General features: G+C 62.4%; 19 protein-coding genes and 5 pseudogenes. 8 read left to right on the plus strand and 16 right to left on the minus strand.

The window, feature by feature from the left end:
- Window positions 1-80: 80 nt before the first annotated feature.
- A complete protein-coding gene (locus tag GCT13_RS22545; protein WP_321574543.1) occupies window positions 81-995 on the minus strand; it encodes a LysR family transcriptional regulator in 915 nt (304 codons plus the stop codon).
- Between the two features lie 166 nt (window positions 996-1161).
- Between GCT13_RS22545 and GCT13_RS22550 the strand changes: the two genes are divergently transcribed.
- From GCT13_RS22550 to GCT13_RS22570, 5 genes and pseudogenes are all read left to right on the plus strand, one after another.
- Window positions 1162-1467, plus strand: coding sequence for a hypothetical protein (locus GCT13_RS22550; RefSeq protein WP_152761796.1), 306 nt, complete (start codon window positions 1162-1164; stop codon window positions 1465-1467).
- Window positions 1468-1481: 14 nt separating this feature from the next.
- Window positions 1482-1817, plus strand: a complete 336-nt coding sequence (locus tag GCT13_RS22555) for a cupin domain-containing protein (RefSeq protein WP_152761798.1) — start codon at window positions 1482-1484, stop codon at window positions 1815-1817.
- 106 nt (window positions 1818-1923) lie between these two features.
- Complete coding sequence (locus GCT13_RS22560) at window positions 1924-2247, plus strand: carboxymuconolactone decarboxylase family protein (RefSeq protein ID WP_227746944.1); 324 nt, start codon at window positions 1924-1926, stop codon at window positions 2245-2247.
- Between the two features lie 277 nt (window positions 2248-2524).
- A pseudogene (locus GCT13_RS22565) lies at window positions 2525-2972 on the plus strand (low affinity iron permease family protein).
- A 122-nt stretch (window positions 2973-3094) separates the two neighbouring features.
- Window positions 3095-3979, plus strand: coding sequence for a 2OG-Fe(II) oxygenase (locus GCT13_RS22570; protein ID WP_152761800.1), 885 nt, complete (start codon window positions 3095-3097; stop codon window positions 3977-3979).
- Window positions 3980-4109: 130 nt separating this feature from the next.
- Here GCT13_RS22570 and GCT13_RS22575 read toward each other — a convergent pair whose 3' ends face one another.
- The 6 genes and pseudogenes from GCT13_RS22575 to GCT13_RS22600 form a co-directional block, all read right to left on the minus strand.
- A complete protein-coding gene (locus GCT13_RS22575) occupies window positions 4110-4781 on the minus strand; it encodes a hypothetical protein (RefSeq protein ID WP_152761802.1) in 672 nt (223 codons plus the stop codon).
- 76 nt (window positions 4782-4857) lie between these two features.
- Window positions 4858-6283: pseudogene (locus GCT13_RS22580) on the minus strand (cytochrome-c peroxidase).
- A gap of 178 nt (window positions 6284-6461) precedes the next feature.
- Window positions 6462-8582 carry an alkaline phosphatase family protein gene (locus GCT13_RS22585; RefSeq protein ID WP_321574545.1) on the minus strand — a complete coding sequence of 707 codons (2121 nt, stop codon included), beginning with the start codon at window positions 8580-8582 and terminating at the stop codon, window positions 6462-6464.
- A gap of 104 nt (window positions 8583-8686) precedes the next feature.
- Window positions 8687-8902: pseudogene (locus GCT13_RS49415) on the minus strand (RraA family protein); the annotation flags it as partial.
- A complete protein-coding gene (locus GCT13_RS22595; RefSeq protein WP_152761804.1) occupies window positions 8899-9939 on the minus strand; it encodes an amidohydrolase family protein in 1041 nt (346 codons plus the stop codon). The gene GCT13_RS22595 and the pseudogene GCT13_RS49415, both read right to left, overlap by 4 nt.
- A gap of 42 nt (window positions 9940-9981) precedes the next feature.
- The gene (locus GCT13_RS22600) at window positions 9982-11103 is read right to left on the minus strand and encodes an MFS transporter (RefSeq protein ID WP_321574546.1); all 1122 of its coding nucleotides are present in this window, start codon (window positions 11101-11103) and stop codon (window positions 9982-9984) included.
- Here GCT13_RS22600 and GCT13_RS22605 point away from each other — a divergent pair.
- Window positions 11048-11669, plus strand: a pseudogene (locus GCT13_RS22605) (aldo/keto reductase). The gene GCT13_RS22600 and the pseudogene GCT13_RS22605 overlap by 56 nt on opposite strands.
- A 172-nt stretch (window positions 11670-11841) precedes the next feature.
- Here the strand turns inward: GCT13_RS22605 and GCT13_RS50900 are convergent.
- Together GCT13_RS50900 and GCT13_RS22615 are read right to left on the minus strand one after the other, a co-directional pair.
- Window positions 11842-12033, minus strand: a pseudogene (locus tag GCT13_RS50900) (RcnB family protein); the annotation flags it as partial.
- Window positions 12034-12378: 345 nt separating this feature from the next.
- Entirely contained in the window at window positions 12379-13371 is a 993-nt protein-coding gene (locus tag GCT13_RS22615) for a quinone oxidoreductase family protein (RefSeq protein WP_152761806.1), read from the minus strand.
- 181 nt (window positions 13372-13552) lie between these two features.
- Here GCT13_RS22615 and GCT13_RS22620 point away from each other — a divergent pair, with 181 nt between their 5' ends.
- Both GCT13_RS22620 and GCT13_RS50905 read left to right on the plus strand, forming a co-directional pair.
- On the plus strand, window positions 13553-14962 hold the full coding sequence (locus GCT13_RS22620; protein WP_152761808.1) for an MmgE/PrpD family protein: 1410 nt from the start codon (window positions 13553-13555) through the stop codon (window positions 14960-14962).
- A 3-nt stretch (window positions 14963-14965) separates the two neighbouring features.
- Window positions 14966-15673, plus strand: coding sequence for a GntR family transcriptional regulator (locus tag GCT13_RS50905; protein ID WP_321574547.1), 708 nt, complete (start codon window positions 14966-14968; stop codon window positions 15671-15673).
- Between the two features lie 57 nt (window positions 15674-15730).
- Here GCT13_RS50905 and GCT13_RS49420 read toward each other — a convergent pair whose 3' ends face one another.
- From GCT13_RS49420 to GCT13_RS22655, 7 genes are all read right to left on the minus strand, one after another.
- A complete protein-coding gene (locus GCT13_RS49420; protein WP_227746945.1) occupies window positions 15731-15910 on the minus strand; it encodes a hypothetical protein in 180 nt (59 codons plus the stop codon).
- Between the two features lie 90 nt (window positions 15911-16000).
- Window positions 16001-17140, minus strand: coding sequence for an MmgE/PrpD family protein (locus GCT13_RS22630; protein ID WP_227746946.1), 1140 nt, complete (start codon window positions 17138-17140; stop codon window positions 16001-16003).
- A gap of 11 nt (window positions 17141-17151) precedes the next feature.
- Entirely contained in the window at window positions 17152-18546 is a 1395-nt protein-coding gene (locus GCT13_RS22635; protein WP_152761810.1) for an MFS transporter, read from the minus strand.
- A 139-nt stretch (window positions 18547-18685) separates the two neighbouring features.
- Window positions 18686-20173, minus strand: coding sequence for an MmgE/PrpD family protein (locus tag GCT13_RS22640; RefSeq protein WP_152761812.1), 1488 nt, complete (start codon window positions 20171-20173; stop codon window positions 18686-18688).
- 12 nt (window positions 20174-20185) lie between these two features.
- Window positions 20186-21667, minus strand: coding sequence for an FAD-dependent tricarballylate dehydrogenase TcuA (gene tcuA, locus GCT13_RS22645; protein ID WP_152761814.1), 1482 nt, complete (start codon window positions 21665-21667; stop codon window positions 20186-20188).
- A 410-nt stretch (window positions 21668-22077) separates the two neighbouring features.
- Window positions 22078-25008 carry a putative bifunctional diguanylate cyclase/phosphodiesterase gene (locus GCT13_RS22650; RefSeq protein WP_227746947.1) on the minus strand — a complete coding sequence of 977 codons (2931 nt, stop codon included), beginning with the start codon at window positions 25006-25008 and terminating at the stop codon, window positions 22078-22080.
- 168 nt (window positions 25009-25176) lie between these two features.
- Window positions 25177-25920, minus strand: coding sequence for an N-acyl amino acid synthase FeeM domain-containing protein (locus GCT13_RS22655; protein ID WP_152761818.1), 744 nt, complete (start codon window positions 25918-25920; stop codon window positions 25177-25179).
- Window positions 25921-26304: the final 384 nt, after the last annotated feature.

Below are 26304 nucleotides of genomic sequence, written 5' to 3' on the forward strand. Positions count from 1 at the left end.
TCCGGGTTCTCGTTGACAGCGGAACTGCGAGGCTAGCGTGCAGCAACGTGTGGCTTTTAACGCGAGCCGTGCCGAACCAGTCAGCCACGCCTGGTCGTGCCTTTTCGTTGCTTGCCGCCCCGCACAGTGGGCCGCGAACCGATATCGTGGCGATGCGGCGGTTCGTCATATGAGGTAGCGACCGCGCGCAGGCCGTGGCGGACCCGATCGATGACGTGCCCCTCCTGTCGTCTCGCGTAGACGGCATACGCCGACCATGAAAACTCCGGCGCGCCCTTGACGAGGCGCAGGCGGCCGTCCGCCAGAAATGGTTGAGCGGTGCCGATACGAAAATAGCCCGCCCCTCCCACTGACAACAAATAAGTAAGCGCCAATGGGCCGAGCGAAATGGACACGGGCGGATTGCTCAATTCGGGAAAGGCTGCGTGGTGATTCGCCGCGAAGCTGGGCCCCCAATCGACGAACACATACTCCGCGGGATCCATCGCGCCGTCCGGTGCGGTCGTCACCATGACCAGCCTTTCCTCGACCAGCAACTCCGAAATCAGATCCGGACGTTGCGGCGGGTTGTAGAGAACGGCAATGTCGAGCGAGCCCTCGTGCACGCGATCGAGCAATCGCATCGGACTGTCGACCTCCGCCCGCAACGCGATCTCCGGGCACTCGCGATGCATCCAGATGAGCCAGTCGGTGAGCAGCGGATGCCACAAGCTGAGTTCACCGCCGAGACTCACGCCCTCCTCCCGTCCGGGCGGCAGCGCCACATGCTGGCGGGCCTGCTCCCACACCTGAACCAGGGTCGTTGCGTGCTGGACGAAGCGCTCGCCTGCCGTCGTCAGGCGCGCGCCCGCCTTGTTGCGCACGAAAAGCCGACGCCCAAGCTGTTCCTCCAGCGTGCGGATTCGCGCGCTTACCGCCGTCTGCGTGAGGTGCAGGCGCTCGGCGGCCGAAATGAAGCTGCCGCTCGCCGACACTTCCAGGAAGGTACGCGCCAAGGTGATGTCCATCGTTTGACAGCAAAGTTTTTGCACTCAATTGCAATAATAATGCATTTGCCTACTGACAAGAGCAACCGGAGAATGGTCATGAAGTCGATCAAAGCTGAAGCTGAACTGTCCGTACCCGCATGACGCGGGACCGCATTGCATAAGAGGTGAACTCATGATGGAACTGATCATTGCCGGAGGAATGGCATTGGGTTTAGGGGCTTGGGCGACCGTATTGCTGGCGACGCGTGTTCCCGAACAACTGCTTATTGGCGGACAGGATCACGGCCGATATGCGTACCTCGGTGAAAACAATGACGCTGTCGATGCAACGTCATCGAACAGCATCGACGTCAAACCATTTCGCCCCGCTTTCGCCGATGCGCGTTCGCGGGCGCGCCATCACGCGAATCCGCTTCGGGAAAGCCGTAGACGTCGCGCCGTCGAGCAGCGGGCGATCCGCGTGACGATCACCGATTGACAGCGAGAACTGCGATGGCCTCACCTCGTGCGGCGGCGGGAGAACTGATCGACGTTCGCCCTCTCGGCGATGCGTTGCCGGACTCCAAATCCAGAACCCTCATGCGCTCGGATCACCTGGAGGTTGTGCGACTGGTGCTCCCGATGGGCAAGCACATCCCCGAGCATCGCGCGCCCGGCGAAATTACCGTGCAGTGCATCGAGGGAGCCGTCAAGTTCGGCACGAGCGCCGGAACGCAGTCGATGCGCGCCGGAGACATGCTGTTTCTCCTCGCCGGCGAGCCGCATTGGCTCGAAGCATTGGAAAACGCGTCGGTGCTCGTCACCCTCTATCTCCCTTGTAACGACTAGCGCAACAGAAAGTCGTCTACAACGCGCGATATGTGATCGAATTGAACTGCTAACAGTGCACTTCTCATGTAGCGCCTTTCCTGGGAGACCAATGATGGACGATTCGATGTATCCGCTGCCGGACGCCGAGATTGCTGCCCGGCGTCGCGAACTTGCACCCGCGCCGCTCGCCGCATTCAAGGCGTTCACTGAAAGCGTCTTTGCAGACGGAGCGTTACCGGCAAAGACAAAGGAGCTGATCGCGATTGCGGTCGCGCATGTCACACAGTGTCCCTATTGCATACGCGGACACACAAGAGCGGCTATGAAAGCGGGAGCGACCGACAACGAGATCATGGAGGCGATCTGGGTCGCGGCCGAGATGCGCGCGGGCGCTGCCTTTGCTCATTCGACGATCGCACTCGACATGATGAGGAAACAGCACAAATAGACTGATGTTCGCTATGAGGCGTCATCGCTGCGACGATCTCGTAGCGATGGAACGACGCGGACTTTTCTCTCATGGTTCGTCAAGTCAGTCGATGCCGAACCTCGCGCTTCCTACTAGCCACCGCCACATCATTTTCCGTATCCCAAGGGCCCAAGGCGGTGTACTCGTGCCGCGCGGAACGCGCATTGCCCGAACGATAGCGAACCGACCAACCATGCCCCGCACGGCCGAATGACGCAACGTCGCTCACGGAGGCTTCACGCGCTCGACTCAATCGATTGACCGACACCCCATCGACCGTCTGCAGTGCGTGCCCGATACCTCCAGCCCAGCCTATGCGACGCGACATCCCGTAACCCGCGCGTTCGACCGGTTTGCGTCGACGGTCACGCGATGGGCAGGTTCTCCCGTCGCGTTCGGCGTTGCCGTCATCGTCATCGCGGTCTGGCTCATCTCGGGGCCCATCTTTCAAGATCCAGCAAAGCCAGAAGAAGGACAGTGTGGCAGTCCATTTGAAGCTGAATGAACTGCTTGCCTCGCATAGTGGCGCGAACAACAAGCTGATCGGCATCGAGGGCGCCTCAGAAGATGACTTACTTCGTATCGCCGATGCCTGTCTCCAGCTCGCCGAGCACGCGGGCAGACGGCATCGCGGCGGCGGCGTCGAGAAATCGGTCGCCCACGCCAAAGCAAACGTCGACGGGTACAAGGATTCGGATCATTAGCCGCGAACGTGAAGATGCGTCGGGGCTATTGTTCGACTACTGCTCGGCTCTTGTCATACCTACGACAAGAACGCGCCTAAGAATAATAGGTTTCCCCTCGTTGCCACGGCGCTTCCTCCACGATGTCGACTACCGTTGATTTTCCCGCGCCGGTGCGCGACTGGATCTTGCACAATCTCACGCGCGGCGTCGAAGCGCGGTCCGTGGTCAATGAACTCGTCAGCCACAAGACGGCTGTCGAAGTGGCGGCCGCAATGGTCGATGCCGTCGCCGCAGCCCTGCTGTACGGCACATCGCTGCCAGGCGAGCGGCTGGAGATAGGCAGCGCCCCCGTCAGCTATGAACCCGAGCCGCTGCGTGTGCCCGAAGGCCCGCTGATCCGCCTCGGCGAACGGGAAGTGCGCGTGCTATTGCGCACGCAACGGCCCGCTGCCGTCCTGTTTGGCGACTTGCTCGGCGCAGACGAATGCGAGGAACTCATCGCGCTTGCCCGCCCTCGCCTCGTCCGCTCGACCGTCATCGACCCCGTCACGGGCCGCAACATCGTGGCCGGACATCGCAGCAGCGACGGCATGTTCTTTCGTCTCCGCGAGACACCGTTGATTGCCCACATCGAGGAGCGCATCGCCGGACTGACCGGATTCCCTGTCGAAAACGGCGAGGGCCTTCAGATGCTTCGCTACGAGGCCGGCGCGGAATCGACGCCCCATGTCGACTACCTGGTGCCGGGCAACGACGCGAATCAGGAGTCGATCGAGCGCAGCGGTCAGCGCGTGGGCACGCTGCTCATGTATCTGAATGACGTCGAGTCCGGCGGCGAAACGGTCTTTCCGCAGGTCGGCTGGTCGGTCGTGCCGCAACGTGGCCAAGGATTCTATTTCGAGTACGGCAACCGTTCTGGCCGGTGCGATCCGGCATCGCTACACGCGAGCGCGCCGTTACGCGCGGGTGAAAAATGGGTGGCGACAAAGTGGATACGCTCGCGGCAGTTCGTGCCGCGAGGCTAGTCAGTTCAGTGCTTCGCCGAGCGGCAAAGCCTGCGCCGAAGCTAGCGGGCGTATGCATCCTGCCCGCTTCGCAATAACGTAGCTCTGGCTAGCCGGACCTGTGCGATGCACACGCCCGGCTCGTGCATGTTCAACGCTGGAATATCTCGTCGGCGACCCAGCCATTCGACGTGAGATGCACGCCTTCGCGCAACTGCATCTTGCCCTCGCCTTCGATCACGCGCGCGAGCATCGGGAAAACACGGCGCACGTCGTCGTTCTGCGTCCACGGCGCCGGCTCGATCTTGTACGTGTACACCACCGACGTGGCCGTCTGCCCATTTTGCGTGACGGGCGGCTCCCATCCGACGACCTTGTCGAGCTTGAGCGTCGCCACACAGAGGTCGGCCGGATGCGTGACACGCGACGTCCCCGTTGCGATGACGACAGGAACGTGCAGGTAGTACCTCTGACCTTCCGCCGTGAGATCGTATGCGCGCGCGTTCGCGGTGATCTTCTTGCCGTTCTCATCCTTGCGTTCGACGACGACGTTCTTGCCCGTGACGAGCCCGACCTTCTCGAGCACCGGCATCTGCACTGCGTCGCGGCTGTTAGCGGCCTGATCGTCGGTCGTCACGTAGATCGGCCAGTCGTATTTCGCAACGCACAGATGGCCGCGTTTCGCGAGGAAGTCGTTGATGGTCGTGGTGAAATTGTCGATGCTCGCGTCCTGCGTCTTATCATGGCAGCCGCTGGACAGCGCAACGGCAATCAGGGAAGCCGAGACGCATGCATGGCGCGCGGCAGTGGAACGTCGCTTCATGGTGTTGTTGCTCTGGTTAGGTGTTGCGAAAGTACCTGCAGCGCGGACCGCCACGGCAGCGGTCCGCGCATCGTGATCAGTTGACACAGGTCCCGCTCGTCGGCGGCGTAGCAGGCGGCTGGTAGCCATCCGTCAGCGTGTTCAGGAAGCAGATCACATCCTGAATGTTCTGCTCGCTCATCACCGGCGCGGAATGGAACGCACGCGGCTGCGTGCCGCTGCCGAGCGCGTTGCTGCCGCCGTCGCCCGTACCCATCGGCACTTCCTCGTCGATGTTGCCCTGGTATGCCGCGGGCAGGTCGTTGAAGGTCGACACGGCCGCGCCCGATGCATACGTCGGGAAGAGCGCGTAGGTCGGGTTCTGCGCCAGGTTGGCCGTATCGCCGCCCTTGCTCGGATACCAGTACTCCGGATTCGTATCGCGCGTGTTGTAGAAGTGGACGACCTGCGTGAGCGAGTGGAACACGCCGTTGTGGAAGAACGCAGTGCGCGTCGCGACGTTACGCAGCGTCGGCACCTTGAACAATCCACAATACGGATCGGCCGCACCCGGCGCGCTCGGCGCATGATCCGTACGATACGGACCGCACAGGCCCATGTCGTAGTACGACGCATCGGCGTTCGCCGGAATCGGGCTGGGATTGTTCGGGATCTGCGTATCGTTGCGCGGCAGACCGAGCGACTGATACGTGAAGTCGGTCATCAGGCCCACGCTGCCGTTGAAGTTTGCGCCAGCGTAGTGACACGCCGAGCAGTTCGCGGTGTCGTTGAAGACGATGAGGCCACGCAATTCGGCCGCTGTCAGCGTGCCGCCGATCTTGTTGCTCAGGTACAGGTCGAACTTGCTCGAATAAGGATGAAAGGTCGGCTCTTCGCTCTGGAATGCCTGCAGTGCCTTGCCGATACTCGCGAACGCCGTATCCGTACTGGCGAATACGCCTGCGCCGAACGCCTGCTGGAACAACCCCGCGTACGACGCATTCTGCACGGCCTGAACCACGCTCGCCTTCGACGTGTTGTTCATCTCGATCGGATTGAGCAGCGGAAGAGCCGGCTGATCGGCGAGCGAATCGGTACGGCCGTCCCACATGAAGCCGCCACCGGGCGCATTCTGCGACACGCCATCCGGATTCTCCGCGTTGTCGGCATAAGCAGGCGTCATGTCCTTGTAGCGCAGCGACGGCACGGCGCGCGCCGGCCTGCAACGGATCGGACCCGAGCTGCACGGCGAGACTGTTCGGCGGACCATATGCATACGCCGGGTTGTGACAGCTCGCACACGACATGTTCTTGTTGCCGGACAGGTTCTGATCGAAGAACAGTTGCCGGCCGACCTGCGCGGCAACACTGAGCGTGACCGCGGGCGTGGATGCGGGCGTGGATGTCGATGTGGACGAACCGCCACCCGATGAAGCCGACGACGCGTCGTTGCTTCCACCGCCTCCGCAGGCGGCCAGGATCAGCGAGAACGCGCATAGGGCGCCAGCATAGAGTTTGCGCATGTCGTTTCCTGTTCTTTGTTTTGTCTGGTTGCGTGTGGCCTTCAGCCCCGTGCGCGATAAAAGAATGAGGCGGTCAAATGAAACCGCTAGCCGAAACAGGTGGCCCGCTCGAGAGCGGACCACCCTCTGACGATGCGAGAGGAAATGGCGGGAGGCGGCAAGCCGCCTCCCGGGCCGCTTACTTGCTGACTGCCCAGACGTTGGCCTGCGTCTTGTCCGGACCGACTTGCGCCGTCGCGAGGGACGTACCCGACACGTCGCCCGGATTGAGCTTCTGCGTATACGACGACGGAATCACGTACGCGTGGTTCATCGGACGCACCGAGTCGAAGTGCGTATCGGCACTGCCCTGAAACTCCGGCAGATTCGCGATGTTCTGCGCAATGAACCGCTCCGTGTACTTCGCACGGCTCAGGTACGACGCATCGTTGCCCGGATCGCCAATCTGGAACATGTCCTGCAGCGTACGCACGAACGAGAAGTGGCTGTATGCATCGCTGTCGACGACGCCCGTACCGTTCTGCTGGTTCGTCAGCACGCCGAAGATCGAGTTGCCGTGGCCTAAATTGCCGTTGCTGTAGTTGAGCAGCGGCGTGGCGTTCTTGATCCACTTGCCCGTCGAATCCTGCTGCAGCGGTTGATCGCCACTCGTCTTCGACGTGTTCCAGCCGCAGCACGACGTGCTGGTACCGCCGCCTTCGTCGAACATCACGACGATCGCGACCTTGCGCTGACGGTTCGCCCACAGCGGCGAGCTCTCGATCCTGGTGACAAGCTGCTGTATGTATGCGTCGCCGCGCTGGATGATCGGGTTGCCCTTACACGACGTGTCCGAGCCGACGCTGTGCATGTCATCGCACTGGTCCGGCATGATGAAGTTCAGATTGCCCACGTCGCCCGTCGTGAGGTCGGTTCCCAGCTGGTCATAGTCGTAGCCCGCCGGAATCGGATAGGCCGTCGACTTCGACCACGCGGTCGCATCCCACTGCGTGCCGGCAACCGTGCGATTGTCGGCGAAGAACTCCGGCAGATTGCGCGTGCTCTGGTAAGCCATGCCCGGATGGTGCTTGGTCTTGTACAGACCACCCGGTACCGCGTAGTTGGCCGTACCCGGGCCGCCCGCGCCCGCGAACCTGCCCGTCACGGCGGTATCCGCAATGCTGTCGGCACGCGGGTCCTGGCCCGGGTTCATCGACTCGCTATAGGTACGCCACGTCATGCCCGCTTGCGAGATCAACGTGAAGAGGCTCGGAGCCGAGACGTTGTGGTTCGCCACGGAACCGACGTTGCACGACGCGCTGCCGTAGCTCGACAGATGCGCGCTGTCGAGCGGCGGCGTCGTCTGGGTCGCCACCAGCGGCTGGCCGTCCGATGCCTTGCCGCCAGCAAATGCTGCGTCCGTCGGCGCATTGTTCGCGCCCGAGCCAGGCGCGCCGGCACCGCAACCCCACCAGTTGTCGTCGGTGATGCCCCAGTCGTCCGCGCCGCCAAGCGCCGTGTAGTTCGGCTCGCTCGGGTTGCCCGTCGCGTAGTACGTCGTGAACTGGCTGCCCGACGTCAACAGGTTGTTGATGTTCGGCGCGTATTGCGAGCCAAGGATCGAGTTCGTGCTCTTGTTCTCCATCATGATGATGAAGATTTTGTCGTAGCGCGGAATGCCTTCGACGTTGAACGCAGCCTGCTGCGCCTGTGCAAACGTGATGGGTGCCTGCGTCTGGGCCGGCGTCATCGCGGTACCGGCCGTCACGTGCCCCGACGCGACGAGCGGCGGCAGTGCCGGATCACCCCCGACCACCGCGAGATTGTCCGGATACAGATCGGCGCGATCGAGCTTGGTCGTCGCATACGTGTAGCGGTTCGCGAGCTGGTTCTCTTCGAACAGCACGACTTGCTGCCCGGCGCCCGAGAGCTTGTTCACATCGCCGAGGGCATCCGCACCGCTCACCGTCATGGCCGACGCCGACGTGCCGAACGCCGGCCCCGTCAGGCGGTTCGCGATATTCGTCTTCTCGGTTGCGTAGGTGCTGCCGTTCGCCTCGACAAGGCGCTGCACTTCGCTCGACATCGGGCTGATCACGACGTTGGATGCACCCTGATCGGCGATCTGCGCAACCGACGCGCGAAGAATCATATGGCTCGTAACAGCCGCGCCGCTTGCCGTGTTCTTCGCCGACGTCGGAATGTCGGCGACGAACTGTCCACTGCCGCTGCCTCGCAGCGTGAAATGACCGTTGCTATCCGTCTTGGCCGACGGCTCGCCCGAGTCGAGCTTGCCATTGCCGTTCGTGTCGACGAACACGGTAGCGCCGGTGTAGTAGCCCGCCTTGATGGTCGGGTTGCCCGTCGCGCTGCCCGGAACATAGGCGCTGGATGTGACGACGCCGCCATAGGTCTGCGTCTGTGCCGATGGATCGCGAGGTTGTCGCCCGCACGCGTGCGCACGGTGACGGCTGTGCCTGCCATCGCCTTCGGGCCGTGATACGGCTGAAGGCCCATTATTCCGCTCGCGCGGGCCATGTTGTCGCTGAGCAGCGACACGACAAGCTCGCGCAACGCGTCGAGCGTCGCCGTGCTCACCTGCGGAGCCGATTCATATTCACGCCAGCCGATCGGATTCATATCGTCTCCCCTTCCGTAGCCAATTGTTTGACCAGTTGCGCGGTCAGGCGTCCGTACACCGCCCGCGCGTTGTCTTCGTAGATGTGTTGCCGGTCCGCGTCGCTCAGCCATTCGATTGCATCGATATAGCGCCGCGTGTCGTCGTAGTAGTGCCCGGTCTCGGGATCCATACCCTGAACTGCGCCTATGGTTTGCGACGCGAAAAGAATGTTCTCGACGGGAATCACTTTCGCGAGCAGCTCGGCGCCTGGCTGATGATAGACACAGGTGTCGAAGAACACGTTCTTTAGCAGATAGTCACGCAGCAGTGGCCGCTTCATGTCCTGCGCGAGTCCGCGATAACGTCCCCAGTGGTAAGGCACGGCGCCGCCGCCATGAGGAATGATGAAGCGCAAGGTCGGGAAGTCAGCGAACAGATCGGCCGTGAACAGCTGCATGAACACCGACGTATCGCCGTTGATGTAGTGCGCGCCCGTCGCATGGAAGTTCGGGTTACACGATGATGATACGTGAATCATCGCTGGCACATCGAGTTCCACCATCGCTTCGTACAGCGGATACCACGAGCGGTCGGTCAGCGGCGGGCCCGACCAGCGACCGCCCGACGAGTCCGGATTCAGATTGCAGCCGACAAACCCCAGCTCCTGCACGCAGCGACGCAGTTCCGCAATGCTGTTCGCGGGCGTTACGCCGGGTGCTTGCGGCAACTGGCATACGCCGATGAAATGGCGCGGAAATAACGTGCAAACGCGATGCACGAGATCGTTGCATTCGCTGGACCAGACGGCATTCGCTTCGGCACCGGCGAGATGATGGCCCATGCCTGCCGCGCGCGGTGAGAAGATCGTGAGGTCTGTGCCGCGCTCAAGCTGGATGCGCCGCTGGCCCGTTTCGATGCTTTCGCGGATTTCGTCGTCGGCGATGACGGGACGCGGCGGCACGGTCGTGCCGTCTTGGAGCGCGGCGACCTGCTTTGCGCGCCAGGCTTCGTGTTGCGGCGGCGACGTCGTGTAATGGCCGTGGCAATCGATGATCATGAAGCGAACCCTTTGAGTCTGTGCGATGAATCGAATCGTGATTTAACTGCCCGTGGCGGCGTCTCCACGCGCCAGCGCCGACGATGAGTCTTCGTCCGGCGGCGCGACGCGCATGACGAGCGCGATGATCGTCGCGATCACGAGAAACGCCGCGATCGTCAGCAACGCCAGCGAGAAGTTGCCTGTCGCGCGGCGCACCAGTCCGATGCTCCACGGTCCGACCAATCCGCCGAACTGCGCGATGGTGTTGATCAGCGCGATGGTCGCCGTGCCCGCCGCGCCGTTGCGAAATGAGGACGCGAGGCTCCAGAAGAGCGGATTGCCTGCGTAGATGAAGAGCCCGGTGATGCAGAGCAGCGCGTAAGCCAGCAGCGGATTCGGCGCATACGCACTGCCCGCGATAGCGATCGCGCTTGCTCCATAGACGAACGCGAGGTGCTTCTTGCGATCGCCCGAACGGTCCGAGCTGCGGCTGATCAGGAACGTGCCGAGCACACCGAGCAGCGGCGGCGCGGCGGACAGAAAACCGACTTCGATATTGTTCAAATGACCGAGGCTCTTGACGATCTGCGGCAGCCACAGAAAGAGCCCATAGATGCCGACCAGCGCGCAACCGAACAGGCATGCAAGGCTCCACACGCGGATATCGCCTGCGACGCGCAGCAGAGAAACATGCGTGTGGCCGCCGAGCGCCTCGCGTTCCGCGGCGAGCGTCGATTCGAGCCAGTGCTTTTCGTCGTCGGAGAGCCATGCGGCATCGGCGGGCCGCTCGGTCATGATGCGCAGCGTCAAGAGGCCCAGCAACATCGCCGGCACGCCTTCGAGGATGAACATCGATTGCCATCCGTGCAGTCCGGGCACGCCGTTCGCGTGAGTCATCAGCGTCGTCGAGATCGGGCCGCCGAGCACCGCCGAAAAGGAACCGGCAATGATGTAGCCGCCCACGGCACGCGCGCGGTAGCGTTCGGGAAACCACTTGGTCAGATAGACGGCGACCCCAGGCAGGAAGCCCGCTTCCATCACGCCCAGCAGGAAGCGAAGCACATAGAAGCTGGTGTCGTTGAAGACGAATGCCGTTGCGGCTGCGAGGGCACCCCATGTAAGCAGAATGCGCGCAATCCAGCGGCGCGCGCCGACACGATGCAGCAACAGATTGCTTGGCACCGCGAACGCTTATTCAGACGGCACACCCGAAGAAACCGTCGGCCGCGCGTTGAAGGAGTTCGCCAAGCGCGATGAAATTGTGCTCGCGACGAAAGTGTACTTTCCAATGAGCAATCGCGTAGACCCGAAGAAACCCAACGGTTCCGGCCTGTCGCGCAAGGCAATTTTCCCGTCGATCGATGCGAGCCTCTCGCACCTCGGCACAGACTACCTCGACCTGTACCAGATCCACCGCTGGGACTATGCGACGTCGATCGAAGAGACGCTGGAGGCGCTGCACGATGTGGTGAAAGCGGGCAAGGCACGCTTTATCGGCGCGTCGTCGATGTTCGCGTAATCGAAGCGGTCGCAAAAGTTGCGGCGGCGCGCGGCATTCCGCGTGCACAGGTCACACTCGCGTGGGTTACGTTACCGGCAAGGCAGGCGTGAGCGCGCCGATCGTTGGCGCATCGAAGCCGCATTATCTGGACGATGCCATTGCGGCAATCGATGTGAAGCTCACGGCGGACAAACTCGCATCGCTGGAAGCGCCGAATGTACCGCATGATGTGATGGGCTTTCAGTAAGCGTCTCGAACGTCTACGCATCCTCGCGAGAGCTCATGAACTTTACTGTTGCTTTTAAATATCCCCGGCATCGATAGTTCAATTGTCAGGACACGGGTTTTTATATCCTGACATGGAGCTCGTAGTAATCGACGTTTGTCCCGCGCCCCCATGCGCGGGACTTTTTTTATGTTCACGTGTCGTCGCGTCGGCCCGTCCGGCATTTCCACACGCAATGGAAAAAGCGCTCGTGACCAGAGATCAGCACACTGGCAATCACACCCGTTGCGACTGCTGCGAGCACATAGTCGCCGTTCACGCCAATCCAATGATAGCCACGCGGCGGAGCAGACAGGCCGTGCGAGTGCCAGTCATCGACCTCATAGTTGCGATCGCGCTACTCGGCCGGCAAGCGGTCGCCCTTGTACCAGTCATTATGCGGAATCGGGCCGCCGGGCCGGCCTGCATATGCATCGTGAGGGGGCGGCGGCCGGTGTGAGCCATGACCATGATGATCCTGTCCTTGTCCGTGGGGTTGAGCGAAAACCGCCGATGACATGCCGAGCATCGAAACCATAACGAGTGACGCAATCGCTTTCAATTTCATGTGACACCCTCATGAAAAATGGATAATGGGAATCTAGAACTTCCCTTTGCACTGTATTAGTTGCAGATCGAGAACATCGTCAAGGAATGTTCAATGTAAGTTCGTTACGCGAATGCACTAGCGCTAACGACTGATCTCTAGCACAGCCTTTCCGATTTGCCGACGTTCTTCCAACGCCGCATGCGCCTCTTCAACATCGTCAAACGTATATCGCCTGTCGAGCTTCACATGCAGCGTCTCATCGAGCAGGCCCGCAAACATCTCGTCCGCGTGTCGCTGCACCGTCTCTGCATCTTGTAGATAATCCGTAAGCCGAGGACGTGTCAGATACAACGAACCCGCTTCACCCAAGTCGATCGGATCGAGATCACTCAACGATCCGGATACCGATCCATAGTTCACGATTAAACCGCGCGTGCGCGCCGCGCGAAAACTGTCTCGCAGTGTCACCCTTCCCACCGCATCGAACACGACGTCGACGCCAGCACCGTTCGTCGCTTCGCGAATATGGTCTGCGAATCGTCCGCCTTCATACAGCATCACATGGTCCGCGCCGAGGCGCGCCGCGATGGCTGTCTTCTCGTGCGTGCTCGCCGTTGCAAACACGGTGGCGCCAGCGCGCTTCGCCATCTGCACCAGCAATTGGCCGATGCTCCCCGACGCCGCATGAATGACACACGTGACGCCCGGCGCAAGTTGCCCCACGCTGTAGCAAAGGTAATGCGCCGTCAAGCCCTGAAATAGCGCGGCCGCAGCCAGATCGAAAGCGATGCCGTCGGGGATGTGCGCAACGCGCGACGCGGGCACGGCTGCGTATTCCGCGTAGCTGCCCCATGCGATGCACCACGCCACGCGATCACCCTGCTTGAAGCGATCGACTCGCGCACCCGTTTCCACGACCGTGCCAGCACCTTCCATGCCCAGCGTCACGGGCAAGCGCACGGGATAACTCCTCGACGACGCATACTTGCCCTGCCGCGTATGCACATCCATGAAATTGATGCCGGCAAACGCGACCTCGATCAGTACTTCCTCGGCCTGTGGCTTTGGCGCCGGCACGTCCTGACGCAGCAGTACTTCAGGACCGCCATAACGTTCGATACGAATTGCCTTCATGTCGCCTCCGCGTTTCACCGGTAATCGCCACTATAGAAATGCGCGTACGTTAGTATACAATGGTACTCGAGTGTTCGAAAAGCAGAAAACTGATGTGCGGACGTGTATCACGACGCAGCAGCGCCCATACCCCGAACTGTGCAAGGCCAGAACTTCGTACCACTTCTCCGACACCGCAGACATGACCACTCTCTCATACGAGTTCACCGAGCGGATTCTCGGCTGGCAAGCCGACGACGCGAAACTTGTCGACCGTTGCCGGCTGATCCTGCTCGATGGTCTGGCGGTTGCCGCAGCGGGTGCTGCGCAACCGGGGCCGATGCACATGGCGGAATTCTCGAAAGAGCATCAGCAAGCTCACGGACCTTCGACTGTCATCGGGCATGGATACTGCGCGCCTGCCGCCGTCGCGGCGCGGATCAATGGCATGTCGATGCATGTGCTCGATTTCGAACCCATGTGGAATCCGCCGAATCACGCGGTATCGACGCTGCTGCCCGCGCTGCTCGCGCTGGCCGAACTGCGCGAGCGAGAGAGCGGCGCGCCACACGGGAACGCGCTGCTCCGTGCGCTCGCCAAAGGCATCGAAGCTCAAGGCCGGCTGCGCATGTCGTCGGGGCAAATCGAGCCGGCGCAGCTCACGCTGCATCCGCCTGGCGTCGTGGGGCCGCTTGCTGCAGCGCTCGCATGCTCGGATCTGCTCGGCCTCGACACGGCGCATGCCACAGCGGCGCTGGGCATCGCGGCCTCGCGCAGCGGCGGCGTGCTCGCCAACATCGGCTCGCAAACGAAGGCGCTCCATTGCGGCGATGCTGCTGCACATGGGCTCGAAGCGGCTCTGCTGGCCGCGCGCGGCTTCACGGCGAGTACCGACGCACTCGCCGGACCACGCGGCTGGGGCAACGCCTATTTCGGCGCGCGCTTCGACAGCGACTGTCTGCTTGCCCCGATTGCCGTCGGACGCGCGCTCGAACCAGGTCTGTCGTGGAAGCTGTTTCCTTCGCAGTTCGCGACACACTACGCGATCACGGCCGCGCTCGATGCGCGCGCACAAACGGATGCATTCCGCGCTGACGACGTCGAAAGCATCGAACTGCACGCTCCATCGATGTCATACATCGACCGTCCGCAGCCGCAGACAGGTCTGGACGGCAAGTTTTCGTGGCAATACACGACGTGCGTCGCGCTGCTGGACGGTCACGTCGATCCCGACTCGTTCAGCGATACGCGCCGCTTCGCGCCCGATGTCGAGGCGATGCTCGCGCGTTTCAAGCTGAACACCGATCCATCCATCAGCGGCGCGCTCGACAGCATGTACGTCGATCTGAGCGTGCACATGAAGAACGGAACGCGGTTATACGCACGCTGCGACGCGCCATTGGGCAGCTGGAATCGTCCCGTCGGCAATGACATCGTCAGAGCAAAGGCACGCGGACTGCTGGTGGATGCCGTCGGCGAGAGCCGCGCGGATCAGGTCATCTATCTTGCGGAACGGAAAGACATACCGCTTGCGGTGCGCGACCTGATGGCCTGCTTGCCGTACATGCGCCGTTCTATACTTGCATCACAGATTACAAAGACGAGGGACTAGCCGGTGACTGCAAAGCTCAACGCGACGATCGATGAAGCCGACACGACGGCCGATTTCGGGCAAGGGTCGCTCGCCCAATATGTCTACGCCCAGTTGCGGCAAGAGATTCGCAGCCGGCAGCTCGAATCGAACGAGCGCCTGCGCGAGGCCGACATTGCGCAGCGCCTCGCCGTGAGCCGCACGCCTGTCCGCGAAGCGCTGAAGCGTCTCGAAGCGGAAGGCATGGTCCGCTTTGCGCCGCCACGCGGTTTTGTGGTCGTACAGCTGTCGCCGAAACAGGTGATGGAGCTCTACGCGATGCGCAAGGTGCTGGTCGGCGCGGCCGCACGGTTCGCCGCCGAGCAGGCCTCCGCCATCGAGATCCTCTCGATGCAGCAGGTCCTTGCGCAACTCGAGCGCGCGAAAGCGCCCGACGAGGTCGCCGCACTCAATCGACGCCTGCACGAAATCATTGTCGCCGCTGCGCATAACGAGTACTTGTACAAGACGTCGAATGTACTCATCGATGCGCTCGGCCTGCTCGGCACGACCACTTATTCGATGCCGGGCCGCATCAAGAGCGGACTGAAAGAGAACAAGGAGATCGTCGCCTGCATCGCACGCCATGATGCGGACGGCGCGGAGAAAGCCGCTCAGGCGCACGTTGCGGCTGCAACCGAATTGCGCCTGAAAATGCTGTTCGGTAATGAGAACACGAAAGGCGGTGCGTAGCAGAATCGCTCGATAATGCGTCGTCGAGAGAGTCCGCGTGACACCGTTCTTTTGCGGCTACGCTGCACGAAGCAACTGCAACATCGCGCGCACCTTGTGTTTTCCGGGCGAAAGCAACGCATCCAGCAACGCGTCCACGCGGTCGGGCGACAACATCAGGCCCGCCGTGCCGCGAAACTTCTGCGCGATCTCACGCTCGCCCAGTGCGCGCGCTCCGCTTCCCAGATTGATCGGCACATGTTCGCTTCGTTGCGAGTCATCTCGCATTTTGATTGCGACGCGGCCCGAGAAATAACGCGGGAAATCCGCGTCGGGATCGACCGCACATCACACTTTGGCCGCGAGTTTCAGGACGCCCGGGTCGCGCAACACGTCATCTTCGAGTTCGGCAAGGCCGAAGCGTCCGCGCAACAGGCACACCGCCACGACGAAATGCGTGCTGAACTTCGCGTCATAGTCCGTCTTCGGCGTCATCTTCGCGACGGCCGGTTCGGCGACGATTGGCATCGTCGGCGCGGGCAACAGGCAGATGATCTCCTCGATGTCGTCCATCTTCATCTGCGCATCGTGCAGACGCAGTGCCGCTTCCGCGCATCCGTGAATGAAATGACACACAGGATACGGCTTGATCGCGGTGCCGAACATCGTCCACTCATCGCCGAGTCCCTTGCCGATCGACTCCAGGTCGATCGCGCCCGCATGCTCTTGCAGATGCGATTCGAACAGTCCGAAGCGGCCTTCGCACGGACGCGACGGCCCTGCAAAACCGTTCACAGCAAGTTGCGCTGCCGTGATCCCGGCCAGCGCGCCCCAGCCCGGATGCATTCGCTTGGTCCATGCGCCCTCTTCGAGGAACACCTGAACGCCCGCCGCCGTGCTCGCCGCAATGCCCTGCGCCGCGACGAGTTGAGAGGTATCGAGCTTCATCAGCTTGCCCGCGACGATCGCCGAGCTGAAGTGCGCAACGATCCCCGTTGCGTGAAAGCCCACGTGATGGAAGCCGCCCTTTACGGCAACGCCAAGACGTATCGCCACCTCCATGCCCGCAACGTAAGCCGCGAGCATGTCGTCCCAGTCGGCGTCGATTGCTTCGCCCACCGCGAGCGCCGCTGGCAGACAGGCGACGGTCGGATGCACGATCGCAAGCGGATGCGTGTCGTCGAAATCGAGGCCGTGCATCAGAAAGCCATTCGACAACGCGGCATCGCGAGGCGCAAGCGGCGACGTGCTGCCGATCACCGTCGCATCGCCCGCCGATCCCGCCGCTGCAAAGCCGCGCAACGCGGGTGCTGCGAACGCAAAGCGCTGCGACGCGAACGCGAGTCCGATCGCATCGATGATGTGATGCGTCGCCTTGCGGCGCAACTCAGCGGGAAGCGCAGATGGTTGAAGCGCGCATGCAAACTCTGCAAACCTGCGCGCGATGACGGGCTGGTTGGCCTGGCTGGGCTGATCGATATCGATCATCGAATGTCCTCTCAATGGTCGCCGGGACGAAGCACGTGCGCATCGAGGCGCTGGTCGACGCTTTCTTCATGAACAGGGTTGATCGTCTCGAGCCGGCGTCCCGTCGTTCTTGCACCGAAGATCAGCGTGACAGCCGAAGTCGCGAGCCACGCGCCCGCGATGTACACGAACACCCACACATAGCCGAAGTTCGTGAAGATCGCCGCGACAATGAACGAGTTGCCGACGTTCGCCAGCCGACCCATGCCGTACGCGAAGCCTGCGCCTGTATTGCGGATGTCGGTCGGATATTGCTCGGGCGTGTACGCGTAGCACAGCGCGGCGAAAGTCTGGATCAACATGCCGACGAGAAAACCGAACGACACGATCAGCACCGGCTCGAAGCTCAGACCATACAGCAGGCCGAACACGGCGATCAACGCGGCCGCCGCGGCAATGCTGAACTTGCGCTCCATACGGTCGGCGAGAAACACGGCGATGAGCGCGCCCGGCACGGCACCGATGTTGATCAGCGTGATGTACGTCAGGCTATGCACGATCGTGATGCCGTGCTTGACGAGCAGTGTCGGCACCCACGCCTGGAAGCCGTAGAAGCCGAGCGTCTGGAAGATCCAGATCGCCCATAGCGTCATCGTGCGTCCGATGTACTGGCCTTTGAACATCGACGTCCAATGTGCGCGCGCTTCGACCGGTCTGTTGACGGCGACGGCTTCCGGCAGCGGACCCGTTGTCTTCTCGACTTCGGTTTCGATCCCGCGTAGCACGCGGTCGGCCTCTTCCGTGCGCCCTTGACGTGCGAGCCAACGCGGTGACTCCGGAAAGTGGCGCAGAAACAGCAAAAAGAGAATGCCCAGCGAGCCCCACACGAAAATCCATCGCCAGCCGTCGGGCCCCGAAGGCACGACGAGCCGCGGGACCCAGCTCGTGATGGGGATGCCGCACAACGCGATGACCATCGCCCAGCCTTGCCATGTGCCGCGTGTCTTCGCCGGGAACATCTCGGCGATGTACGCCATCACGACGGCCGTCGCCGACGAGATGCCCACGCCCGTCAAGACGCGCGTGATGATCAGCATCGGAATATCGGGGGCGAGCGCATTGGCGAGCGAGAACGTCGAATACGCGATGACGTACACCACGAGCGCGCGCTTTCGTCCGATCTTGTCGGAGAGCATGCCGCCGAGCGTCGCGCCGACGAACATGCCGAAGAAGCCCGCCGACGTGAGCAACGCGATGCTCGAGATCGGCAGCCCCCACTCCTTGACGAGCGCGGGCGCCGCATACGAAAACGTGAAGATGTCGCTGATATCGAAGAAGAACGGCAGGCTCACCAGCAGCAGCAATCGCTTGTGAAAGCGCGAGACAGGCAACCGGTCGACTCGCGCGGCAATCAGCTCGTCATTCATGGGATGCCTCCCGTCCCGCGAACGCAGCGCGATCATGACGAACTACGCTCCGACTTCCAGATGATCCGAAAACATTCAGCATGTCTGTCTCCATCCGTAGTTTCTTGTCTCGCTACCGGCCGCCTGTTCGCCTGCGTGCTCACGGCACCCAGGCGGTTTCCTCGGATTTGCGTTCAGGCGCCGCCGACACTTCGAGCTTCTGCTGCGCAACGTTACCGCCGGGCAGCACACGCTTTGCAAAGAGACGCGCAAGCGTGCTGATGTCGCTCACTTCTTCGAGCGCTTCGAGCCGCTCGTAAAGCGCGAGTGCCTCCGATGAACCGATCGCCCGCTTGCTGCAATCGTAGAACTTCTCCCACAGCTCATCCGTCGACATCGGATTCGCGAGACCGCGCCCAATCAGGTTATCGATGCGGCGCGACCGCACGCGTCCGTCACGCAGCGTCAGCGTCACTTCAGCGCCGAACTGGTGCTCCGCGTCTTCCGGCATGTCCGGATGCGGATCGGTGCGCGTGATCGCGAGCAGCCGACGAACGCGCGGATCGAGATGCGCGTCGCCCTCGAAATGCTCGAGCCGCACGACACCATCGACGAGCGCGCGCGCGACCGCATATTGCACGCTGAACTTCGCGCCGAGCGGCGTGCGCGGATCGGGGTTGTCGGTATGCGGAAGCCGCCGCCGGTGTGCCTGAATATGAATCGACTCGATCTGCTCCGGGTTCACGTGCTCTTCATGCACGAGCGCGAGCGCCATCGCGATCGCGGGATGCGTGCTTCCGCAACAGGGGAACTGCTTGAGGCCCAGCGTCTCGCTTTCGATCTCCGGCGGCACGCCCCAGTTCTCGAAGATGCGTTGCGCGTCGTAATGGCCGGGGCCATTGAACGCGTTGAAAAAACCCTGCCTGTGTTCGATAGCTGCTGTATTTGCAGTAAAGCCGCGTTCCGCGATCAGTACCGCAAAGAGGCCGCTGCGGCCGATGTGCCCGACATGCAATGGCTTGACCATCGTTCCGAAGTTCGCCTTCAGCCCTGCCGCGAGCGATGCCGCAATCGCAAGCGCCATTGCGATGCGTTCGCTATCGAGTTTCAGCAGATGGCTCGCGGCCGCGACGGTGCCGAAGATGCCGAGCGTCGCGGTCGGATGCCAGCCCTTGTCGTAGTGATGAAAATTCACCGCGCGCGCAAGCCGTATCTCCGTTTCGATACCGATCACATACGCGGCGATCAACGCGTTGCCGGACAGCTTGCGTTCTTCGGCGAGCGCAAGCAGCGGCGCAACGAGCGGCACTGATTGATGTCCGCCCATGGGCTGACTGAAGTCGTCGTAGTCGAGCGCATGCGAGGCCGTGCCGTTGAGCAGCGCGGCATCGAGCGCGGACGTTCTCACATTCGTACCCAGGACCGTGCACTTGCCGGGCGCATCGGCGATACCCGGCGTATCGAGCAGAATCTGCACACAGGGCTCGGCGGAGCCTGCGAGCGTCACGCCGATCGTGTCGATGATCGCCATGCGTGCCGCGGCGAGCGCACGCGGCGTCAGATCGTTCGCGTCGAATGCGGCAATGCGCTGCGCAAGCCGCTTCGTGATCGGCCATTCGCGTTCGTCATCCAGTTGAGGCTGGCTCATATCCCCTCCTCTTCATCCGCGCGCTGACGTCCGGCCCGCAATGCGCCCGAACGTTGCGCCCGAAACCAGTCCCGTGCCCGCCGGATAGTTGTCGTAGAACAGGCCGCCGACCATTTCGCCACACGCCGTAAGGCCTGGAATCGGACGCCAGTCCGTGCCGATCACGCGCGCCTCTTCGTCGACCTTCACGCCGCCGAACGTAAACGTGATGCCGCCCGTCGCCGAATACGCGTAGAACGGCGGCTTGTCCAGCTTGAGCGCCCAATTGGATTTCCCCGGCGTGAGGCCGTGTGTCGAGAGACCGTCTTTGCCCGTCGGATCGAAGCCGTCTTGGCTATCGTGCGCAGCGGCGTTGTACTCCTGCAGCGTCCTGAGCGCGCGCGGCTTGTCGTCGATATCGAGTTGCTCGATCAAAGCCTCGAGCGTATCGGCTTGCAGCGGATCGCTTGTCGAGTAGCGCGGTTCGAGCAGGTGCACCGTTTTCGAATCGAACAGCTGGTAGACCTTCGCGCCGGGTTCGGCGAGAATCGCGCGCCCGTATTTGGCGTAAGTGAACATTGCGCCGTCTTCGCCTTCGTCGACAAAGCGGTTGCCCTTGCGGTTGATCATCACGCCATACGGGTAGCTCAGTCGATTGCTGCGATCCGTCATTTCGCGCGGCGCGAAGTTGCCCCAGTCGGCGCTGATAGGCGTCGCGTGACAGCCGCTCCATTGCCCCCACGGCATCGCGCCGATGGCCATCGCCATGCGCAGGCCGTCGCCCTGATTGTGCGGCGTGCCGCGCACCTTCGCGCCGCCGACTAGCGGGCCGATATGCTGCGTGCGCATCTGCACGTTCGCTTCGAAACCGCCGCAACCGAGAATCACCGAACGGCTCCGCAGTTCGTGGATGCCTTCGTCGTCGCGGACACGAACGCCGCTCACGCGACCGCTTTCGTCCTGCAACAGCGCCGTGACGGCCGCGCCGTAGCGCACTGCGATGCCAAGCCGCTCCACGGCCGCGAACCAGCTGCGCGACAGGCCCACGCCTTCATGCTCCGCACGCACGACGAGCCCGCGCGCCCAGATGATCTGATTACCCTTGCGCACACCCGTCAGGCTGACGGCGGGCTCCATCTTGATCTGGCCGGTTTCGTGCATCCAGAACACGGTGTCTTTCGAGTTGTCGACCAGCACGCGCGACAGCACGGGATCGGTCTGCCCGCTCGTGACACGCATCAGGTCGCCGTGGAAATCGGCGCGCGTATAAGGCTGGATGCCCGCATAGAAGTCTTCGAACTCTTTCTCGACGCCGGGCAGCAACGGCCCGATTTCGTGTGGATCGTCGAATGCAAATCGCAGCACGCCACCGCTCCAGTGCGTATTGCCGCCGCGCATCGCGCGAGGCGCCTTCTCCAGTACGACGACGCGTTCGGCGCCGTTCTCGCGCGCGGATACTGCTGCTGCCAGCGCGGCATTGCCCGCGCCTACGACGATCACATCATAGTCAGCCATTCTGAAGCTCCCGTTGTTCAACCGTTATCAGACGTGTTCTGGCGCGATGCTGCCTGAGCGGCACTTTCGTGGCACTTCGTTTCGCTTCAGCTCAGAGTACTTCGGTATACAAACGTACTCTAATAAGTACATTCCCTGGCAAGCAATGGCGATAACGCTTTTCGGGAAAATGTCAGAGAAGGAGGAAAGCAGGCGCGACGCTTGCAGGGAGAAGCGGCAGCGTCGATGAATTGAGCGGAGCGAGGAGTTATAGCCGCGGCGAGAGGACGTGAATGGGCATTGGTGCGTTAGCACCAATGCCTTCCATCAGCGGCGCGCTATTGGATGAAGGGATGAAGCGGCGAAAGGACGAAGCGCGTCCGCGCGCAAGTCCCCGATTCAGAGACCGCGCGCCAGATCAGTACACGGGCCTAGTAAATCTCGAACGGATCATTCGAACGCGCTTTCGCGCTGATCGCGCTCGCCACGGCGGAATCCGTCACGAAGTCCGCCGACGACTTCGCTGCGAGAATCAGCTCAGGCTCCAAGGGCCGCGCGATCGCGTAGCCCTGCACGTAGTCGACGCCGAGTTCCCTGAGCATCGTGAGCGTATCGGCGTCCTCCACCCACTCGGCGACGCTGCGCATGCCCAGCGCACCCGCCAGCGAGACCAGCGCCTCGACGATCGCCACGTCCTTTGGATGCTCGCGCATCGAACGCACGAATTCGCCGTCGATCTTCAACGCATCGGCAGACAAACGCTTGAGATAACGGAACGACGTATAGCCCGCGCCGAAATCGTCGAGCGCGATTTTCGCGCCGAGATCATGAATGCGCGCGATAAAGCGCTGCGTGTTCTCCAGATCGTGCAGCGCGACGCTTTCGGTGATTTCGAGGCACAGGTACTGCAAGACGGGGCGATGCTCCACCAGCAGATCGAAAATCTCGCGCGTGAAGCGCTCGTCGTTGAGCGACGCGCCGTTCAGATTCACGCAGATGAACTGCGTATTCGCAAGATGCGCCTGATGCCCGGAAATCCATTCGAGCGTGGTCTTGACGACCCACATATCGATGGCGGCAATCGCGCCCGATTCTTCGGCCGCGCTCAGGATGCGGTCCGGCGTGATGAGCTGCCCTTCCGGCGAGCGCATGCGCAGCAGCACTTCGAAATTCAGCGATTCGTACGGCGCGGACAGCGACATGATGGGCTGCATCAGCAGGAACAGCCCCGGCGGCAAACTGGTGCCGCGGAACGATTCGACGAGCCGCAATTCGGCCGCGCGATGTTCGAACGCCGCGGCGCCGCGCCGGTACGCAACGATGCTGTTGCCCGATTTGTGCTTCGCCTCGCGGCACGCACGGTCCGTATGCGCGAGCGCATCCTGCACGCGCATGCCGTGCTCGCATTCGGTGAGGCCGATCGACGCCTTGACCATGAACGCCCGGTTGCCGACCTGATAGGGCACATCGTTGATCGCGTTCACGACGTTGGTCCAATGCTCCAGCGCTTCGTCGATCGACACGTCCTTCATAATGCAAACAAACTCGTCTCCGCCGATACGCCCAAGCGCGCAGCGCTCGTCGAGCATGCCGACGATGCGTTTCGCGACCAGCCTCAACACCTCGTCGCCGGCCTGATGGCCGAACAGATCGTTGATCAGCTTGAAGCGGTCCAGATCGATATAGACCAGCACCCAGCGGGAAAGCGTCTCGGACTGCGCGGCGATCGCGCTCTCCACGCCGCGCCGGTTCAGCAGGCCCGTCAGCGAATCGTGCTCGGCGAGGAAACGCAGACGCTCGACAGCCTTCGAGCGCTCTGTCACGTCCTGCAGCGATCCCTCGATGAACTGGCCGGAGCGGATCGCCGAAATGTGAAAGCGCCGGTCGGCGTTGCCGAGCAGCGTCATGCCGTTGATACCGGGTTCGCTGCCCAAGCCGCCCGAGCCGACCGAGCCGCCCGTCAGGAACGACTCCAGCTTGCCCCACGCGCCCGCTTCGAAGAAATCGTTCCAGTGATGCATCCGGTACGACGCCCTGTCGAGGCCGAGCATCTGCAGCAACGCCGGGTTCGCGCGAACGAAGCGGCCCATTGCATCGAGCGTGAAAAGCCCGACAGGCGCCACGTCATACGTGTTGCGCAAGTCGATTTCGGCCTGCTGGCGGTGCTGCCGTTCGGCGCGCATCTGCTCGGCGATCGCGAACGCGGCCATCATGCTCGAAGTCAGCGCGGCCAGCACGGGGCTCACCCCGGCCGCGAGCGCGGGAAAGCCGAACACCGCGCCGATCAGCTCCGAAAACGTCGAGCCGAGCACGACCGCGAGCGAGCCGACGTACCACATCACCGTCCGCGAGCGCGCTTTCCTGACGAACTGCGCGAGATGAAGGATCAGCACACAGATGCCGAAGCCGCCCAGCGACCACAGCGCCAGAATGAAGCGCGAATACGGCAGCACCAGCGCGGCGACGAGCAGCAGCACGCCCGTCCATTGCGCCGTTCGATAGAGCCGGATGAACCCGGTGCGGCGCAGTTCCCGGCGGAACAGCCGGCTGAACAGCGCGCCCGTCACGATGTAGTACGCGGCAAAACTCAGTTCGCGCAAGAACGCGATCGACGTCGAAGGAATCGTCCGGTCGACCCACTGCGTGTCCCAGCCCATTGCGTTCGCGCACATGCGCAGATTGCCGACCAGCCACATCGAGAACAACACGTAGGTCCATTCGCGATTGATCAGCGCGGTGACGAACACGAAGCACGCGAGGGTCAGCAGGCCGCCGGCGATCAGCGCGGCACCTTCCTGGAAGTCGAGTTCTGAGGCGTGAAATTCGTCGATGCCCCACGACAGCACCGATACCTGGGCCGGCCCGGAATACGTCGCGCGGCACAGGATCACGTTTGCGCTATCGTTTGCGTCGAGCGGAATGGCAAATCCGGCCTTGGCTGCGCGCATCGGCGCCATTTGACGCTCGCGGTCCGCCTGGCCGAGCGGCGCCAGAGTCGAAGCGAGCCAGCATTGCATCGACGTGGCGTGGCGCGACGGAAAGTCGAGAATGCGGTCCGCCGAACCGGATGCGAGTGCAAGGAATTCGATCCAGATTGGGGTTTCCGAAAGCTTCGTGCCGTAGCGAGTCGTTTCGCGCGCGCCGGACAGCGCTGCGCGTGCCTCCACGGGCCCCATCGACGCGGTCTTGTCGTCGAGTACCTTGAACTGCAATGGCTGCGCGGCTTTCGGCTGGAAGGCATGCGGCAGGCACACCAGCACGACGACCGTGCCGATCGCAACCGCGGCCGGCACACCGTAAATGGAGAACGCGTCCAGCCACGCGTCAATCGACGAGCCAGCGCTACGTACTATTCGTGACAACCATCGCGACCGCATCATGTCTGCGGCACCCCCAATCCAGCAAAGCCTGTTTTATGACGGCTGCGCAATTCACTTGCGCACAGCCGTGCTCTTTCCGTCATTCGATCAGCCACCTGCTACCGCATTATCCCTGCAAATAACGCGGCGCCGGTGGCTGCCCGGCAATTTTTACGCCGCCGCTTCGAGGCAGACCGCCCCTTGCGCAGGCTGCGTCAGGTCCAGGTCCGGATGAGGCGTTTCGAACACGAACCTGTACAGCGGGTGCTTCGCCTCCGACCAGCGCCGGCGCGCCGCCGATACCTCGCCCGCCATCACCCGGTGCGGCAGCCCGCCGACATGCGTCATTGGAACATACCGGTGATCGGCAAAGATGTCGCGAAACAGCATCGCCTCGTACTCACGGTCGATCGGCGAGCGCGCCGTAATGAGCAGCCAGTCGATGCCCCGCTGCTCGCACAGCAGGAACAGCGCCTTGAACAGCATCATCTTGACCATCCGGCCGCTCGACGGACCTGTCACCGCCAGGCGCGTCGCTTCCGCCAGCCGGCCCGACGCGCACCAGGACGGCAGCTCGACCGAATGCTCGACGGGCAACTCCGCGAATTCGTTGGTCTGAATCCGCATTGTGCCAATTGGCGCGCGATCGAGCCTCGATTCCGCGAGCAGGATCGTCGTGCCCGGCGCAAGATCGATGTCCTCGATGGTCATCGTTCGCGCAAACTCGGGCAGATGACGCCCATAGGCGCTGCGCCTGACGGCCACGGCTTTCGCGATGTCCTCGCGGGTGACGGCTATACGTACAGTAAACGGCAGACGTTCCGGCTCCTGAAGGCCGATGTTCGCAACTTTCTGGTTTGCTTCGCTGTCGCGTGCCGTACGAATCACTTCGTGGTTGAGCTCGAGAATTTCCATTTTTCATCCCTTTTATTGGTCGTAGAACAGACATCCGCTGGCGTTCCATATGTCCGGAGCGGGTCCAGAACGACAGCGGCAGCCAAGAGGCGGTCCTTCAAATTCACTTCGCAGTACGACGGGGACTGGCATCCACCTGGATAGTGGGTGTAGCGCGTGCTGTCAGAATCGAAGCCGACTCTGATGCGATGGTGGCACTTTTCATCAGACAGCACCCGCTCGAACACAAAAAAGCCGCCTTTTCAAGCAGGCGGCGTGACTGTCCGACACTGGCGGTCAGATCGATGAGAGGCGGGATGTGCTGCACGTCCCTGTGTCACGGGAAGTACACGGACGGTCGCCCCGTTGCAGATGAACGCACGGGCGCCGTCGCGCTACGCACCT

Origin of the sequence: Paraburkholderia franconis, from assembly GCF_009362735.1 — a bacterium.
Classification (GTDB): Bacteria; Pseudomonadota; Gammaproteobacteria; order Burkholderiales; family Burkholderiaceae; genus Paraburkholderia; species Paraburkholderia franconis.